A 16,066-nucleotide genomic window follows, 5' to 3' on the forward strand; every position below is an offset into this window, starting at 1 on the left:
ATTTCATTCGCGCCGGGGTAGCCTAGCCTGGGAAGGCGCGGGACTCGAGATCCCGTGGGCGTCTGCCCACCAGGGTTCAAATCCCTGCCCCGGCGCCATTCAAGGGCCTGGCCCTTCGGGTCTTTCCTCCTCTATCCCTAAATTCACCAATTATTCTTCTGCGGGTAAACTTTCACAAGGCAGGGCTTTCCTCAGTTTGGTTTGTTTAATCCTGCATGAAAAACAAAACCTGAACACAGAAAAGTTGAATTATGTGGTTATGTAAGCACCGTCCTTTTCTACTATGATGGTGTGCTCGAACTGGGCAACCATCCCGCCCCGGACTTCCCGGAGGATAGGATAGGCGTAGATGGCGCCGACCTTTTCAAGCTGGGCCAGGGCGAGTTTAAGTTGTCCCTCGGGTAAAAAGTCCTGGAGCCAGCGGTAGGCAAAGGGCAAAGTTTTGTAGTTTTTCTTTATGTGCATCAAAAGCCTCCTAGCCTGGAGCATCCTGACGGGCCTGTCGCGGAGGTACATGAAGATAAGCGCGGGTGGAACCTCGATGACCTGCCCCGCTCCGGTTGTTGCAAAGGGCTCTATCGCGAAGACGTCTCCCTCCTGAAGGACGTAAGTGTCGGCTTCCCTGTAAACGTTTGGCACGCTGACGCCGGCGTGGAGCTTGTAGCGCTCAATCTTGTGGCCGCTCAGGTTCACTATCGGGTTGAAGCCCTTCCCCCGGATGGTCTCCTCAATGGCTCTGGCGACGTCCCTTATCATTACTCCCGCCCTAACCGTTGCTATCGCGTTTTCAAGCGCCTCCCTTGCCGCTTCCATAAGCTCGTCCTCTTCCATACCGACGCGGAAGGTAACGGCGGTGTCCGCGATGTACCCATCAACGTGAACGCCGAGGTCGAGCTTCAGGTAGTCCCCTTCCTTGAGAACAGTCCCGTCTCCTTTGTATGGGGTGTAGTGTGCGGCAATCTCGTTTATTGAGAGGTTGCACGGGAAGGCAGGTTCGCCTCCCAGCTCAACTATCTTTCTCTCCACGAACTCCGCTATGTCGTAGAGCTTTGCACCGGGTTTTATTAGGCCTATTACCTCTTTTTTGACCTGTCTGGCGATCTCTCCTGCCTTTATGAGTGCTTCTCTCTCGTCCACTTTTGACCACCAACTTCCTTAGTGTTAGGCTGCCCTTAAACCTTACGAAAAACCTTTTATTTCCCCCTCCATAGTCCAGGAAGGTGAGGGGATGCTGGACTTCAGGAAGCACATCAACGTCTCCGATGACTTCTTCGTCGTTAGAAACCTCACTGGCTCAATACTTGAGGGTGTGGGAGTGGCTTACCTTGTTCCCGCACTGCTGGTGTGGGCCTATCCCGATGAGATAAAATACGTGCCCTATTTTGCCCTGCCCGGAATGGCTTCAATCCTGTTCGGGGCCTGGCTCAGCAGGCACTCCAGCAAGATTGAGGATGTAAACCTCAGACAGGCGATGGTTGCTGCTGCATTTACCTGGCTCCTCGCTTCACTCGTCAGCGTTGTCCCATTTATGAAGATCGCTCACATGCCCCTGCTGGATTCCTATTTTGAGTGCATGAGCGCTTGGACCGGGACGGGTCTTACGATGATGAGCAACCTCCAGAGCTACCCAAAGATGCTTTTGTTCTGGAGGGCGTGGATGCAGTGGCTCGGTGGTATTGGCATAGTGTTGGTGGCCCTCACCGTCCTCATTCGTCCCGGTGTTGCCGCGGCCAGGCTCTACAGGGCTGAGGCAAGGAGCGAGAGGATCCTTCCAAACCTGGTGAACACGGCCAAGGTCATATTTGAAATATACCTCGTCCTGACGCTTGTGGGTGTTTACCTCTACTATATCAACGGAATGGGTCTCTTCGATGCACTCACTCACTCCATGACCGGCCTCGGGACTGGTGGTATGAGCACCCACGACGAGAGCATAGGATTCTTCCACAGTCCGGCTATAAACGCCGTGACGATATTCCTCATGATAATGGGCGCCGTTAATTTTACCGTTCACTACAGGGTCTTCAAGAACAGATCCCTTAAACCGTTCTTCGCGGACATTCAGGTCAGGTACATGTTCTTCTTCCTCATCCCCGCGGTTTCCCTCATCGCCTACAGTCTGGTGCAGGTTGGGGATTCCCTTGCCAACGCGCTTCAGGGCGCGGTTTTCCATGCGGTCTCAGCTATAAGCTGTACCGGATTCCAGATATCCGACCTCTCCAAGTATCCGGAGGTTGGGAAGTTTCTCCTGGCTGTGCTGATGGTAATCGGCGGCGGTGCCGGAAGCACCGCGGGTGGAATAAAGCTGATAAGGATAACTCTGATGTACGAGAGCCTTAAGTGGACCATTGAAAGCGCCATACTCCCGAAGGGCGCCGTCATCAAGAGAAAGGTCGGGAACTATGTCTTCAGTGAGGAGGACATACAGGAGGTAATGAGCTTTACGATGACGTACGTCGCGTTCTTGCTTGCGGGAGTTCTCTACACAATGCTGAGGGTCCATGCTAACCTCGCGGATGCGCTCTTTGAAGTGGCCTCTGCCCAGGGTAACGTCGGCCTCAGCGTGGGCATAACCTCTCCAGCGATGCCGGCTGACCTTAAGTTCGTCTACATACTCCTCATGTGGATAGGCAGGCTTGAGATATTCTCAACGCTCGTGTTCATAATAAGCGTGTTCTTCCTTCTCCCCGGGGGGCTGAGAAGGTGAAAGTTCTGGAAGTTAGAAACTTGCGTTTCCAGTACCCGCGCTCGAAAGAGCCTGCCCTCAATGGAGTAAACCTGTCAGTTAGAAAGGGAGAGATGGTCGGAATAATCGGGCCGAGCGGGAGCGGAAAATCGACGCTTGTTCTAACGTTCAACGGTATAATCCCTCACTCCATTCGGGGCGAGTTTTCGGGGGAAGTGCTTGTCAGAGATCCCTCAACGGGGGAGGAATTGAGGACTCTGGAGACCCCGGTTTCCAAACTCTCCACCATTGTTGGTCTTGTGCTACAGAACCCCGAAAGTCAGCTGTTCAACATGACGGTTGAGGATGAAGTGGCCTTCGCCCTCGAAAACTTGGGCCTTCTAAGGGAAGAGATAGAAGAGAGGGTCAGCTGGGCGCTAGAGATAGTTGGTCTGGAAGGAAAACGGGAAGAGTTTCCACCAAACCTCAGCGGTGGGGAGAAACAGCGATTGGCTATAGCATCGGTTCTGGCCATGAAGGCGCCGATAATCGTTATGGACGAGCCAACGTCTCAGCTCGACCCGGGGGGCAAGAAAGAAGTTGAAAACGTGATCCTTAGGCTGAGAAGAGAGGGAGTAACGGTGATAATCGTCGAACACGATTCCCGCTTCCTCTTCAGAAATGCCGACAGAATAGTTGTGCTCAAGGACGGGGGGGTGTTCTTGGAGGGTAAGCCCAGGGAAGTCGCCAGAAGGGTCGAGGAACTTTTGGGACTTGGAGTTAAACTGCCACACTCCCTTATACTCTCCCACCGTCTTGGCCTTCCGCCGCTTCTTTCTCCAGAGGAGTTTCAGCCGAGAGTAACTCATCAACGCTGAGCGGCTCCCCCATTATCTCGTGTTTAAGGTCGTAAAGTTTCAGCATCAGCTCAAATCTGGCTTCTGGGTCTTCTATTTTTTCTGCTATTTTTATCGCCGACTCTATGAGCTGGAGCGCTCTCTCCCTATTACGGCTTTCCTCGAACTGTGCCAGGTGCATCAGCGCAACCGCCCTGTGGAAGTTGCTCGTTATGTGGCTTATTATTGCAAGTGCCTTTTCGATGTCTCCCCTCTCGTAGAACACCTCTGCCAGATATGACAGGACAACATCGAGCTTTTCCGGGTCTTTTACAAATTTCATGGCATAGGCTGCTTTCTTTAGGAGGCCCGACTTGATCAGGGAAAAGAGAATGTCCCTCAGTATGTCAGGATATTGAAGGGCAAGGTTTATTGCGGCCTTTAGTGTAAAATCTCCTTCAAGCTCCGAGCCAGTGAGGTAAAACCCGATAGAAATCTCTCCTAGAAGGAGGGCGCGGTAGCGCTCGTTTTTTATCCCGTTGATGTGGGGGATAAGCTGTTTTAGGAGGGGGAGTGCCCTGAAGGATTGGCCATCTCCTTTCTCCAGCATTTGAGTTATCTTTCTCAAAATCAGCCGTACTGCTATTACCAGGTTCTGCTCCTTCTTTAGCTCTTCAAGAAGGGCAATTGCACCGGGTATGTCATCCACTAGGAGCCTGTCTTCTATCTCTGTGAGCACCTCCGTATCGGGCCGCCCGCGCATGAAAGAACCAAAGAGCTCATCAAGCTTCCCCATTTGCTCCCTCCTTCTCCAGCAGGAGTTCCAGATAGGATCTGCGTTCGAATCTCTCAACGCCGAGTTCTGTTAGTATAGCCCTCAACTTGTCTATAAGCTGTGGAACGTCTTCATTCCTCTCCGTCATCGCTTCTATCTCTATAAACTTGCCAAGTCCTTCAACATCGTCTAGGGCTATTATTATTCCCTTTTCGACGTAGTACTTCTCCCTAATCTTGGAAACCGTGAGAACCTCCACGAATCCAAGGCTTTCGAGTATCTCGGCGTGTTTGTCAGGATCGCTTAGCGGAACTTCGATTTCCTTCCGTGTTTTTGAGTGCTCGTCAATTTTTGGTCCCTTGTACGTCATAAAAGCCTCAAAGTGGCCGTTAAACCGTCTTATTCTGATTCTGAGTGCCTCGTCGGTCTCCGAAAAGTCTCTGCACGGATGCTGATAGTAGGTATCCTCGTGGTACTCCTTTCTTATGAACTCGAACTCTTCACGTATCCTCTGGAAGATTTCATCACTGGCATATCCCTTCAGTTCTACCTCTATCACAAAACCACCTCCAGGTTCTGCAAGAGCTTTTGCTCACAGTTTGGACAGTAATAGGGTAGTTTGACATCCGTATCATAGACCGAGTTTGAGAAGTGCATAACACAGCGGACGTTTGGACAGTGAGAAAGCCCAAAAACGTGGCCGAGCTCGTGCATGACTTCCTTTACCGTCCTCTCTATGAGGAGCTCGTCGTTGCTTGGCTTTCCATAGAACTCAGGCCTCAGCCGGTGGATTGAGACAACGGCACTCCTCAGCTTTTCGCTTGCCACCCCAAAAACGAAGTTCATACCCCTTTCGTAGAGGTCAACTTTTGTGATTCCAACTGCGGCCAGCGCTCCTGCCCTCCTTCCAATCTCGGAAAGCATGGGGAGAAACGCGCCACCGAGAAACTGACGCCTGAACGGGTGATATGCGGAGAGAAACAGGCTCTCGCTTAAAGGACTGCCGGCTTTAACGGGAACTCCCCTCTGTGAGTAGTAGGAATCAACGAATTCAGCCACATCCTTTATGAGCCATTCGGGGATGTAGCCAATGGGGACTATGAGTATCACGCGCACACCCAAAAGAGATTAAGAAAAGGTTGAAATAAACCTTTTGCTCACGGGGTAAGATCCATCGGCTTGAGCTCCTCAAGGAAGTGCTTGGCGAACTTGATCGTGAGGTCGATGTCCCTTAGATCGGCCGTCTCGACCTGGCTGTGCATGTACCTTATCGGTATGCTGAGGACTGCCGTTGCCACGCCCTCCCTGTTGATCTGCATTATGTTGGCATCGGTTCCGGTCGGCCTCGGAGAAGCTTCGACCTGGAGCGGGATGTCGTACTTCTTGGCGACCTCATCGGCGAAGCGCCTGACCTTGGGGTGGATGTTCGGGCCGACCTCGTCCATAACTGGTCCGCCGCCGAGCTTTGGAACGATCTTACCCTTGTCGCCAACCTGCTTGGCGAAGGTAACGTCCATCGCTATGCCGATCTCCGGGTCTATGGTGTAGGAAGCGACGCGAGCCCCCCTCAGGCCGACTTCCTCCTGGACTGAGGCAACGAAGTAGATGTCCGCCTCGTGGTTCTCAAGTGCCCTGGCAGCTTCGATCATGGCGTAGAGACAGACGCGGTCGTCGAGATAGGGAGTAGCTATCCTGTTCTCGCTGAGCTTGGTGAAGGCTGGTGCGAACTCTCCGACGGTTCCAACGCGGAAGCCCATTTCCTCCGCCTCTTCCTTGCTGTCTGCACCGACATCGACCACTATGGTGTCCCAGTCGGCGGCCTTCTTCCTGTCCTCCGGCTTCTGGATGTGTGGTGGGATGTGGCCGACGACGCCGTAGCGCTCGCCCATATCGGTGAAGAACCTTATCCTCTGGGCCACGAGCGTCCTCGGGTCAACTCCTCCTATCGGGACGACGTGGAGGTAGCCCTCCTTGTCGATGTGGTTTACCATGAGACCTATCTTGTCCATGTGAGCTGCGACCATGACCTTTGGCCCGTTCCCCTTCTTGTGGGCTATGACGTTGCCGAGCTTGTCAACCTTTATCTCATCCACGTAGTCCTTCAAAGCTTCTATTACCACGTTCCTTATGCCGAGGAACTCAAATCCAGAAACGCCAGGGGCTTCAACTATCTTCTTGAGCAGCTCTATGTCGACCATCTCAACCGCCTCCTTTAGATGTCCGTCTAAATGTTTTTGAATTTCTTAATAAGCTTTGCTGCCCAAAAATGTATGGGGAGAAACTTCAGCCCAAAATAGCCTGGAGATAGGCCTCCTCCCCTGGTTCGAGGTCGAGCTCCCAAACTATGCCATCCTCATTCAGCGTGGCTTTGCCCTTCGTGGTCCTAACCTCCACCGCCTTTACCGGCCTCTCAAGTTTGTAGTCCTTTAGGGGCCTGAGACGCGGTGCGCGGACTTTTATGAAGTAGTACCTGTCAAGGGTTTCCTCATGGACTGTGGGCATTGCAAGAGCATAGTAAGAGGTTGCAGCTAGCAGAATACCAGATATTACAAGGATTAAGGCCGTTTCTGCACTAATTCCAGACTTTTTAGCGGGTTCTGAACTGGGTGGGAGATATTGGGTGGTTGTAGTGGTTGGAATAGTTGTCGTCGTGTTTGATATTTTGGGCGTAGTGGACGTTTTTGTAGGGGTGGGCGGGCTGACAGTGGTAATGATAGTCTCGGCGGGGAGATACGATGCGCTTTCAGCCTTCACAATTAGTGTCCCATAGCCGACCTTTGAAAGGTTGAAGAGTGCAAAGCCAGTGGAGTTCGTTATTCCAAAATCCTTCCCTTTGGGACCCTCCACGGTTACAGTGACGTTGGGAATCGGGTTCTTCCCATCGGTGACCTGAACTATCAGCTTCTCCCCTTCCTGGATGCTGCCTATGTGGAGGGACTTTACGACCAGCTCCTTTGAAACGATTTTTCCATCAAGGTTCAATGTGACCCGATATACTCCAGGCGTGCTCACGGAGTATGTTACTGCACCGTTGGGGTCAGTTTTTAGTTCTACTCCGTTTACAGTGACAGTGATATCTGGAACTCCCCTTCCGGAACGGTCGTAGACAAAAACCCTGATTGCACCGTGCTCGAAGCGGATTGAGTAGTTCAGCGCCCTCCTATAGACTTCAAAATTCTTTGAAACTTCCTTGTAGACCCCGCTCATGTTCGCCCAGAGCACCACAGTGTAGTTTCCGAGCGGCAGTATTTTGAACTCCAGCTTCTTTTCCCAGGGGGAGTCGGGCTTTACATAAGTTATTGTGGTCTGGTTAATTATTGTCCTGTTCCCAACTATGTAGTATCCTACCCTCCCCGATATCACCGTGTTTGACTTTGAAGTCAGGGTAAGGTAGACTTCCACTGGCCTACCGTAGATGTATCTGTCCTGGGCCGTTATAGCCAGGTCGTAGTCGATGAGCGCCTTGACGGTGACTATAACCGGGGCCTCAAAGTACTGGTTTCCAACCCGCGCTATAACGCGGAGAAGGTACTGTCCAGGTTCTGGATTCAGAACTTTCAGAATTAGGGTGTCGTTGTAGGTGTCGTTTGGAAGAAGGGGCATCCGAATGACCTTTCCGCTGTATTGAAATCCTGTTGTGGGGCCCGTTATGTAGACTGTTATGTTGGTTATTGTTGTGTTACCCGTGTTCTTTATTGAAAATGGAATCACAAGGGTGTCGCCTGGAAGGGCAGTGAAGTAATTGTTAAGAACGGTTATCGAGAGGGAGATTCCCCCTTCATTTTCTTCAGAGGAGACTGGTTTAACACCCGTCAGGATAACCAGCAGGATTAACAGCCCCAAAATAGGCTTTTTCTCCAACTACAGCACCCCCTCAAGGGTTCTCTGTTTTCCCAAAAGCCCATCGAGTGTCATGAAGGGTATTTCGAGGTCGATTTTATAGCTCTTCTCCCCGTGCTCCAATTTATCCGGGTCATAAAAGCGCCATCCAACGTTCACGAATTTGACCGCGAGTACGGGCCTTCCGCCAAAACGCCCCGCAAACTCAACAAGCTTTTCAACGTCCTCGATGGGAAGGTAAAGTTTTCTGCTTCTCGTGCTCTTGACCTCTATGCAGAGGTACTCCTTCCCATTTCCGGCCACCAGGTCTATTTTGTGACTCCCCGCTGAGCGGAGGACTGCGAATCCCTTACTCTCGAGAAGCTTTGCAAGCTCCCTCTCCGCACTGGCGCCGCGTCTGTACCTCATTGCGCACCCTCACAGATATTCTCTGGTTACATTTATAAGCTCTCCCCGGGAGGATAACTCGGTGATACTCATGCCGGTTTACGAGATAGAGGGTAAAAAGCCCAAGATACACCCGACCGCTTTTATTGATGAAACAGCCTCAATAATCGGGGACGTCGTTCTTGAGGAGAAAACGAGTGTCTGGCCCTCAGCAGTTCTCCGCGGTGACATAGAGCAGATTTACATCGGCTGCTGCTCCAACGTCCAGGACAACGTCAGCATTCACACCTCTCACGGCCTTCCGACGAAGATAGGGAAGTACGTTACCATCGGCCACAACGCCGTCGTTCACGGTGCCACCGTTGACGACTACACGATAATTGGCATGGGCGCGATAATCCTCGACGGTGCGAAGATTGGAAAGCACGTCATAATCGGTGCAGGCGCTCTCGTCCCGCCGGGCAAGGAGATACCCGACTACAGCCTCGTCGTCGGCGTCCCTGGAAAGGTCGTCAGGCAGCTCAGCGAGGAGGAAATTGAGTGGACCAAGAAGAACGCCGAAATCTACATGGAGCTCGCTGAGAAGCACCTCAAGAGGGAGAAGATAGAGTGAGGACAATGCTCTACCGGATGGTTTCCCACATCCCTCACATTATTTTTAAGCCAGTCTATGACGTTTATGAAAGCTACCTCCTAGAGAAGGTTAAATCCGGGAATATCCCAAAGCACGTTGCCATAATAATGGACGGCAACAGGAGATGGGCCAGGAAACTCGAAAAGCCCCCCTGGTACGGCCATCTGTTTGGCTCAAAGAAGCTCGAGGAAATTCTCGAGTGGTGCAGGGAGCTTGGGATAAGGACGCTCACTGTCTATGCCTTCTCAACCGAGAACTTCAAGCGCCCGAAGGCGGAAGTGGATGCCCTCATGAACCTCTTTGAGGAGAAGTTTAAGGAGCTCGTTCGGGACGAGAGGGTTCACCGCTACGGCATCAGGGTGAACGTCCTCGGCAGGAAGGACATGCTTCCCGAAAACGTGAGAAAGGCCGCCGAAGAGGCAGAGAAAGCAACGAGAAAGTACTCGAACTACACCCTAAACATAGCCCTCGCCTACGGTGGCAGAAGCGAGATAACGGATGCCGTTAGGGATATAGTTAAGGATGCCCTTGAGGGAAAGATTAAGCCGGAGGACATCGATGAGGAGACAATAAAACGCTACCTTTACTATCCCAACATGCCCGACCCCGACATCGTCATCAGGACTGGGGGAGAGGTGAGAATAAGCAACTTCCTCCTCTATCAGATTGCCTACAGCGAGCTCTTCTTCGTTGATGTGTACTTCCCCGAGTTCAGGAAGATAGACTTCCTCAGGATAATCCGCGAGTTCCAGAAGAGACAGCGGCGCTTTGGAAGGTAGTTTTTAAATTTTTCTGCTAAAACTTATTAACTTCGAAGCAAACCTTCTCCGGTGGTGAGAGAATGTACGCTGAGCTGAGTCCAGGAACCAAGAAGGTGTACACGCAGGTTCGCTATCTCGACGACTACCACTGGGAGATAGAGGGGAGCACGATAACCGGAATTCACAAGAAGAGCAACGTTAAAGTAGTCATAGATGTCGCAAAGAACAGGGAGGAGGCAGACTCACTCGCAGGAAAGGACGTCAATGGAATTCACATCGTGGCTATTCCAGACAACGGAGTTTTCTACATCAAGAACGGCAGCTTTGTCCTAACATACCGCTACCTCAAGGCCACTCTCGCTGATATAAACGACCACATAGTCTGGAGCGGCTTTAAGGTCGTTGAAGATAACGGGAAGCTCGTCCAGGAGGACGTTTATGAATACTTGGGCGCCGCGCTTGTGAACCACATAAAGAACAACGCCCTCGCCGGTCAGGACTACATCTTCTGGCAGTTCTACAAGTGCGAAGAGTGCGGAAAGTACGTTGACATCGAGAACCTTGAGGCCCACCTCAGGGAACACGGCATCAAGCTCCACGAGAAGAGCGAGGAACACTACGAGGTCTTCGAGCTGAACTTCAGGGAGGGCAGGGTCTTCGACAAGTTCGGTGAGGAAGTGCCGCTGGATAGGTTCAGCAGCGAGGCTAGGGAGTTCATAAAGGAAGTCCTGTCAGGAAAATCACCGGAGGGGTGATGATGGTTGAGGCAATACTTGATCTCTTCCATTCGAAAACGCTGTCGGGTTCAGTAATAGCAGTGATATACGACACCTATTCCTCGGCATGGCAGATTCCATTTCTTCTTTTGAGGGATTCCCTCGGGAAAGGGTACTTTCCCGTAATCTCGAACTACAGCGTCTCTTTCAACAGCCTTATCCACAGGGGGAGGAGTGTGGGTCTAGACTTGAAGACCGAGCTGGATGAGGGAAGAATGGCGGTTGTTGACGTTTTTGGTTCCAGGTATTCGCCAGTCCATGCTAACATTCCTGGAGTTTTCTACTTGGATAAGGTTGAGCCCGAGACGATAAACCCGAAGATAGACATTATCTACTCCCAACTGCGGGAAGAGCTCGGAGAGGACACAAAACTCTTTAGACTGATATATACCCTGGATGGGGTCTCCATAATGTTTGGGGAGGAGAAAACAATAAAACTCCTAAACCAGACGATAGCCGAGAAAAGTGTCAAATGTCCTGAATCAGTTCTCCTCATAGCCCTCAACTCCGACGTCGTCAGCAAGAGATCCGTTGCGTGGACGGTCAACCTGAGCGACTACGCCCTTCTGGCCAGGTCCAGGGTTACAGAGGAGGGCGTGAAGGAGCTCCTATACCCGCTGAAGTCAACTTCCGTTGACTTTGAGCCCAAAGTTTACTCCCTTGAGGTCAGAAAAGGAGAAGAGAGGATACACCTCGAAAAGCTCTCAACCCCTGAACTTCGGCCTCCTGCTGAGGAGCAGCGGTAGGGGCCTCGGCTTGTACGGGAATCCCTCTGTCTGCCTCTTTATCTCCTTGATCAGGTCTTCGAGCTGCATCTCAATCTGCTTTCCATCGCTTCTCCTCCGGACGGTAACGGTGTTCTGTTCCTTCTCGTTCCTTCCAACGACGACGATGTACGGAATCCACTCCTTCTCCGCCTTCCTGATCTTCTTGTTGAGCCTGTCGCCTGTGTCATCAACGTCAACCCTTATCTTAGCGCCCTCAAGCTTTCCAGCAACGTAGAGCGCATAATCCATTACCTCGTCGCTGACAGGGATGACCCTGACCTGTATCGGGCTGAGCCAGAGCGGGTACATCGGCTTTATTCCCTTCGCCTGGAGCTTGGCCTGCTTCTCGAGGATAGCATACATGACCCTCTCGATTGCACCGCTCGGAGAGCAGTGCAGTATGAGCGGGGTTCTCTCCTTGCCCTCCTCATCGTAGTAGGTTATTCCAAAGCGCTCCGCATTTTCCACGTCGATCTGGACTGTGCTGAGAGCGGCCGCCTTGTCGAGGTTGTCAACGAAGTTGAACTCGAACTTGAGGATGAAGTAGAAGAACCTCTGGTCCCACATCTCAATGAGGACGGGCTTTCCGATGATCTTCGCCAGCTCGACGATGAAGTCCCTGTTCTGCTCCCAGAAGTCGCGCGTGAACCTTATGGCAACCTCATAGTCATCTGGAGTAAGTCCAACTCCCTTGAGGACTTCCATGCTGAGCTTGTACTGCTTCTTGAACTCGTCCATCGCCTGCTGGAGATCCCTCGCTACCGTGTGCATATCCGGCATCGTGAAAGCCCTGAGCCTTCTAAGGCCAGAAAGCTCACCGCTCTTCTCGCGCCTGAAGGAGTACCTTGTAAGCTCGTACATCCTCAGCGGGAGGTTGCGGTAGCTTATGGTGGCGTCCTTCTTTATGAGGAACTGGCCGAAGCATGCCGCGAACCTGAGGAAGAACTTCTTATCGCCGCTCTTGACTACGTACTGCCTGGCAGGGAAGCGGTTCAGGTACTTCTCAAGCGCTGGGTGCTCGAAGTCGTACATGATGGGTGTCTCGACTTCCATAGCTCCATACTCGATGACCTTCTCGGTGACGTACTGTTCCAGGAGAGACTTGATGAGCCTGCCCTTTGGATAGTAGCGGAGGTTTCCGGCGTCGCTTCCCGGCTCGTAGTCAACGAGCTCCTGCTCAAGCATGAGCCTGACGTGGGGCGGCTCCCTATCCGCGACCCTGTTCTTGGCTATCTCGTAGTTCACGAACTTCTTCAGGTTCTCGTGACTGGTAAAATCGAACTTGTCAACGTCAATCAGCTCGCCTTCGGGCGTGAGGATGTACCAGTAGCTCTTGAGCTCTTTCTCCTCCTTTTCGAGGGCGATGTTGCGCTCCTCCTTGGAGACGGCTTCTTCCGGGACTATCGTCCTGCTGAGCTCAGCCAGCGGGTGGCCCTTACAGCTTAACTTGAAGGCCTTGTAGTATCCGAAGGGGGCGCGCTTTACCTCAAAGCCTCTCTCCTTCAGCTTCTCCTCAATCTTGCGGAGAACTTCGAGGGCAACGTCGGGCTTGGCAAGCTCACTGCTGAGGTGGGCGAAGGGGTAAACGAATATCCTTTCAGCCTTAACCTGGGAAGCGACGTCCTCTATCTCCTTAACGGCCTTCTCGACAACTTCGTCGGGGTTTGTCTCATCAACCTTCTCAACGCTGATAAAGACCGCCAGAACCTCGTCGAGCCTTCCCTTCTTCTGCTCGTCGCTTATAGGTTCGGGGTTCTTCAGGGCCTTGTCTTTGACCTCGTACTCGAGGTAGTCCGAGTGTATCAGAAGCATTCTCATTCTTAACCACCACCAAGACATCGTCGGCAGATTACTAAAAGTTTTCCCAAAGGGAAGGCTTAAAAAATCCTCGCTGGAAACTTTTCGGAGGTGAGAGGATGGATGAGAAAAAGACCGTGAAGAACGGTGACCTCGTACTGCCTGGGGATTACCTTGGTGTCATAGAGGAGTTCCTTCCGGGAGAGGGTGTCAGAGAGGAGAACGGTGAGCTTTACGCTACCAGAGCCGGTAAAGTAAGGATAGACCCCGAAAAAATGGAGATAAGCGTTGAACCCGTAACCGACGTCCCGCCGCTTCCCAGGGTTGGAGACGTGGTTATAGGTAGGGTCGTTGAGGTGAAGCCTCAGGCCGTAATAGTTCAGATCATCGGCATTGAAGGCAGGGAGAACGACAGGGAGATAGCAACTTCAAAGCTGGCCGGGATACACATCTCCGAGGTGAAGGGAGGCTTCGTTGAGGATATTACAAAGGAATTCAAGATTGGGGACGTGATAAGAGCGAGGGTAATAGCCAACGAGAAGAGTCCGATACAGCTAAGCACGAATGGATCCGACCTCGGTGTCGTCTACGCCCTCTGTTCCCGCTGCAGGACGCCGCTGATAAGGCGCGGTGATAAGCTTATCTGCCCGCGCTGTGGGAACGTCGAGACTAGAAAGCTGTCATCACTGTATAGAAAGCTGAAGGTGTCTTTATGAGGGCCAAGAGAGTTATAACAATCCACGTTAGGGACGACAGGGAGAAGGAGGAGTTCATGAGGGAGCTCCAGAGGCTCCGTCTTCCAGCGTTCATCTACGTTCACGGTAAGCTGGACTCGCTCAAGATAAACGTCCAGGGCACTAAGGACGAGATTAGAGATGCCATTCAGAAGATACGGGAAATCCACACGAGAGTTAGGGCAAAGCTCTATCCCGACAGAAGGGGTCTCTACCGCTACAAGGTGGACGACCTGCTCCGGGAAGCTGGAACCAGCGTTTCGACTCCGATAATCGTTAAAACCCTTGAACTCGTGGGAGAGAAGGTTGAGCTAAGAGACGACGAGATTGTTACATCAATGCCCTGGGAGGAAGCTGTGGAAGTAACTTCCCGCCTCGGGGAGGCTTTGGCGGAAATAGCCCTTCAGACGACCAGGCAGATAAGGGAGGTTGCCCTGCCCGTTGCAATAGCCTACGACCTTGACCCGGAGGAAGTCCTTGAGAGGCTCGTTGAGCTGGGTCTGGCCGAGTGGAAGGAAGATAAGTTTAAATACGAACTCGTGAAGAACAAGGAGCAGGCGCTGGAAGAGTTGTTGAAAGCCCTTGAAGGTGATGCGGATGAGGATTGAGATCATAAGGCGTGAAGGGAACCTCCTTGAGTTCTATCTTGAGGGAGAGGACCACACCTTTGCCAACCTGCTCACTGAAACCCTCCACGAGAACGAGCACGTGACGTTTGCTGGATATGCCATCGAGCATCCGATAACGATGGCCAGGAAGCCGCGCTTTAAGGTCGTTACCGACGGAAAAATAACCCCCGAGAAGGCCCTCGAAGAGGCGGCGCAGAAGATATTCGACAGGGCCAGAGAAGTCCTTGAGGCCTGGAAAGCAGCCATAGAGTGATGGAGTTGATCTCCTACACGAGGGACTTCACCGATAAGGGGCTCGCCAAGCTCGGCGACTCCCTCATCAACCTCGTCTTTTCTCTTGCCTTAAGTGAGTACCTTGGCAGACCCACGGGGGAGAGGGTTCCAAACGCATCTCTCGCCATCGCACTTGAGATGGCTGGGCTTAGGCACATCATACCCCCCAGAACGGACAAACACGGCAAGGGGGACATAGCCGAGGCCCTCTTTGCCTACGCCTGGCTGGAGAAGAAGATAACAATCGAGGAGGCAGTTGAGATACTCAGTCAGAACCTCAATGATGACGTCACACACTTCACGAGAAAGAAGGAGACAATAGGAAAGGCCTTTGCCGTTCTGTACGAGGAGATAGGAAAGAGGCTTGGACTCAAAGACTGAGGAGCAGGTCTATAAGGCCCTGCTTCGTCGGTATTTTCTGGAACTTCTCGGGGTCTTTGACCTTGAGGAGTATCGGCACGTCGCCGAAGAGCTTCAGAACCTTTCCGAAGGGTATCTTGCCCTCTCCCGGGAGGAGGTGGAGGTCGCCAACTCCGTATGCTAGGGCATCCTCTGGCTCGACCTGCGGGAAGAGCTTTCCGAAGTTGTCGTGCACCATGAGGATTACCGTCTTGTCCGTTCCGAGCTTTACGTCGTCGAGGAGCTTCTCCTCGTTGCCCTGGGCGCTCAGGAAGGCGTGGGCAACATCAAGGGCGAAGCCGACGTTGTCCCTGTCCACGTTGTCCACGACGTAGAGCGTGTCCTTGACGCTGAAGGTGTTCTCAAGGGCTATCTTGATGTCGAAGGGCTTCAGCATGTCGGCGAGGCTCTGGATGGCTTCTATTTCGAGGTCCAGCCTTCCTGTCTTTCCGCTCTGCATGACTATGACCTTTGCACCGAGCTTTATGGCAACGTCGGCGACGGCCCTCGCCACCCTGAAGTGCCTGCTGTGGTAGACGTGGTCCCTCAGGTTCATTGAGGTCGGCATTCTGAGGATATAGTTTATCCCCACACCCTTGAGAGTGGTTTCAAGGCTGCGGAGGTTCTTCTCAACCACAACACCGTTCTTTATCAGGCCCAGAGTGTGGGGGAACAGTGAAACGAAGTCGTAGTCCTTGATTTTGATTTCCGCTAGAATTGATGCGAGGCTCTTGTCCTTTGTGATGAAATGTGGATAGATCGTTACTCCTATCTCCACGGATATCACCTACCT

General features: G+C 52.3%; 19 protein-coding genes and 1 tRNA gene. 11 read left to right on the top strand and 9 right to left on the bottom strand.

The features are described 5' to 3' along the window. Positions 1 to 11: 11 nt before the first annotated feature. Positions 12 to 98 (top strand) — tRNA-Ser (locus A0127_RS09025). Between the two features lie 151 nt (positions 99 to 249). On the opposite strand, the gene map is transcribed toward A0127_RS09025, so the two are convergent. After that, entirely contained in the window at positions 250 to 1,137 is an 888-nt protein-coding gene (gene map, locus A0127_RS09030) for a type II methionyl aminopeptidase (RefSeq protein ID WP_062390505.1), read from the bottom strand. A gap of 91 nt (positions 1,138 to 1,228) precedes the next feature. Here map and A0127_RS09035 point away from each other — a divergent pair, with 91 nt between their 5' ends. Continuing rightward, positions 1,229 to 2,707 carry a TrkH family potassium uptake protein gene (locus A0127_RS09035; RefSeq protein WP_062390507.1) on the top strand — a complete coding sequence of 493 codons (1,479 nt, stop codon included), beginning with the start codon at positions 1,229 to 1,231 and terminating at the stop codon, positions 2,705 to 2,707. Next, positions 2,704 to 3,543 carry an energy-coupling factor ABC transporter ATP-binding protein gene (locus tag A0127_RS09040; RefSeq protein ID WP_062390509.1) on the top strand — a complete coding sequence of 280 codons (840 nt, stop codon included), beginning with the start codon at positions 2,704 to 2,706 and terminating at the stop codon, positions 3,541 to 3,543. Before A0127_RS09035 ends, A0127_RS09040 begins: the two co-directional genes overlap by 4 nt. Here the strand turns inward: A0127_RS09040 and A0127_RS09045 are convergent. From A0127_RS09045 to hjc, 6 genes are all read right to left on the bottom strand, one after another. Beyond that, positions 3,464 to 4,297: a hypothetical protein gene (locus tag A0127_RS09045; RefSeq protein WP_062390511.1), complete on the bottom strand. Its 834-nt coding sequence runs from the start codon at positions 4,295 to 4,297 to the stop codon at positions 3,464 to 3,466. The two genes, A0127_RS09040 and A0127_RS09045, sit on opposite strands and share 80 nt — an antisense overlap. Beyond that, a complete protein-coding gene (gene cyaB / locus A0127_RS09050; RefSeq protein WP_054841544.1) occupies positions 4,284 to 4,835 on the bottom strand; it encodes a class IV adenylate cyclase in 552 nt (183 codons plus the stop codon). Before cyaB ends, A0127_RS09045 begins: the two co-directional genes overlap by 14 nt. After that, positions 4,832 to 5,392 carry an archaemetzincin family Zn-dependent metalloprotease gene (locus A0127_RS09055; RefSeq protein WP_082781434.1) on the bottom strand — a complete coding sequence of 187 codons (561 nt, stop codon included), beginning with the start codon at positions 5,390 to 5,392 and terminating at the stop codon, positions 4,832 to 4,834. The genes cyaB and A0127_RS09055 overlap by 4 nt, the downstream gene beginning before the upstream one ends. A gap of 41 nt (positions 5,393 to 5,433) precedes the next feature. Next, on the bottom strand, positions 5,434 to 6,474 hold the full coding sequence (locus A0127_RS09060) for a lysyl aminopeptidase (RefSeq protein WP_062390514.1): 1,041 nt from the start codon (positions 6,472 to 6,474) through the stop codon (positions 5,434 to 5,436). An 85-nt stretch (positions 6,475 to 6,559) separates the two neighbouring features. Next, positions 6,560 to 8,137, bottom strand: a complete 1,578-nt coding sequence (locus A0127_RS09065) for a hypothetical protein (RefSeq protein ID WP_062390516.1) — start codon at positions 8,135 to 8,137, stop codon at positions 6,560 to 6,562. Continuing rightward, positions 8,138 to 8,524 carry a Holliday junction resolvase Hjc gene (gene hjc, locus A0127_RS09070; RefSeq protein WP_062390518.1) on the bottom strand — a complete coding sequence of 129 codons (387 nt, stop codon included), beginning with the start codon at positions 8,522 to 8,524 and terminating at the stop codon, positions 8,138 to 8,140. A 70-nt stretch (positions 8,525 to 8,594) separates the two neighbouring features. Here hjc and A0127_RS09075 point away from each other — a divergent pair, with 70 nt between their 5' ends. From A0127_RS09075 to A0127_RS09090, 4 genes are all read left to right on the top strand, one after another. After that, positions 8,595 to 9,116, top strand: coding sequence for a gamma carbonic anhydrase family protein (locus tag A0127_RS09075; RefSeq protein WP_062390520.1), 522 nt, complete (start codon positions 8,595 to 8,597; stop codon positions 9,114 to 9,116). A 5-nt stretch (positions 9,117 to 9,121) separates the two neighbouring features. After that, entirely contained in the window at positions 9,122 to 9,916 is a 795-nt protein-coding gene (gene uppS, locus A0127_RS09080; protein ID WP_062390916.1) for a polyprenyl diphosphate synthase, read from the top strand. 62 nt (positions 9,917 to 9,978) lie between these two features. Then, on the top strand, positions 9,979 to 10,653 hold the full coding sequence (locus A0127_RS09085) for a TBP-interacting protein (RefSeq protein ID WP_062390522.1): 675 nt from the start codon (positions 9,979 to 9,981) through the stop codon (positions 10,651 to 10,653). Then, on the top strand, positions 10,653 to 11,420 hold the full coding sequence (locus tag A0127_RS09090; protein ID WP_231855755.1) for a hypothetical protein: 768 nt from the start codon (positions 10,653 to 10,655) through the stop codon (positions 11,418 to 11,420). The genes A0127_RS09085 and A0127_RS09090 overlap by 1 nt, the downstream gene beginning before the upstream one ends. On the opposite strand, the gene A0127_RS09095 is transcribed toward A0127_RS09090, so the two are convergent. Beyond that, positions 11,379 to 13,259 carry a threonine--tRNA ligase gene (locus A0127_RS09095; RefSeq protein WP_062390524.1) on the bottom strand — a complete coding sequence of 627 codons (1,881 nt, stop codon included), beginning with the start codon at positions 13,257 to 13,259 and terminating at the stop codon, positions 11,379 to 11,381. The two genes, A0127_RS09090 and A0127_RS09095, sit on opposite strands and share 42 nt — an antisense overlap. A 98-nt stretch (positions 13,260 to 13,357) precedes the next feature. Here A0127_RS09095 and A0127_RS09100 point away from each other — a divergent pair, with 98 nt between their 5' ends. From A0127_RS09100 to A0127_RS09115, 4 genes are read left to right on the top strand one after another with little or no spacing between them, the layout of a single operon-like run. Then, on the top strand, positions 13,358 to 13,954 hold the full coding sequence (locus tag A0127_RS09100; protein ID WP_062390525.1) for an exosome complex RNA-binding protein Csl4: 597 nt from the start codon (positions 13,358 to 13,360) through the stop codon (positions 13,952 to 13,954). After that, complete coding sequence (locus A0127_RS09105; protein ID WP_062390527.1) at positions 13,951 to 14,580, top strand: DUF2067 family protein; 630 nt, start codon at positions 13,951 to 13,953, stop codon at positions 14,578 to 14,580. Before A0127_RS09100 ends, A0127_RS09105 begins: the two co-directional genes overlap by 4 nt. Beyond that, positions 14,570 to 14,854, top strand: a complete 285-nt coding sequence (locus A0127_RS09110) for a DNA-directed RNA polymerase subunit L (RefSeq protein ID WP_054841538.1) — start codon at positions 14,570 to 14,572, stop codon at positions 14,852 to 14,854. Before A0127_RS09105 ends, A0127_RS09110 begins: the two co-directional genes overlap by 11 nt. After that, a complete protein-coding gene (locus A0127_RS09115) occupies positions 14,854 to 15,255 on the top strand; it encodes a ribonuclease III family protein (RefSeq protein ID WP_197463581.1) in 402 nt (133 codons plus the stop codon). The genes A0127_RS09110 and A0127_RS09115 overlap by 1 nt, the downstream gene beginning before the upstream one ends. Here A0127_RS09115 and A0127_RS09120 read toward each other — a convergent pair. Beyond that, entirely contained in the window at positions 15,245 to 16,051 is an 807-nt protein-coding gene (locus tag A0127_RS09120) for a sugar phosphate isomerase/epimerase family protein (protein WP_062390528.1), read from the bottom strand. The genes A0127_RS09115 and A0127_RS09120 overlap by 11 nt on opposite strands. Positions 16,052 to 16,066: the final 15 nt, after the last annotated feature.

Source organism: Thermococcus peptonophilus (genome assembly GCF_001592435.1).
Taxonomy (GTDB): Archaea; Methanobacteriota_B; Thermococci; order Thermococcales; family Thermococcaceae; genus Thermococcus; species Thermococcus peptonophilus.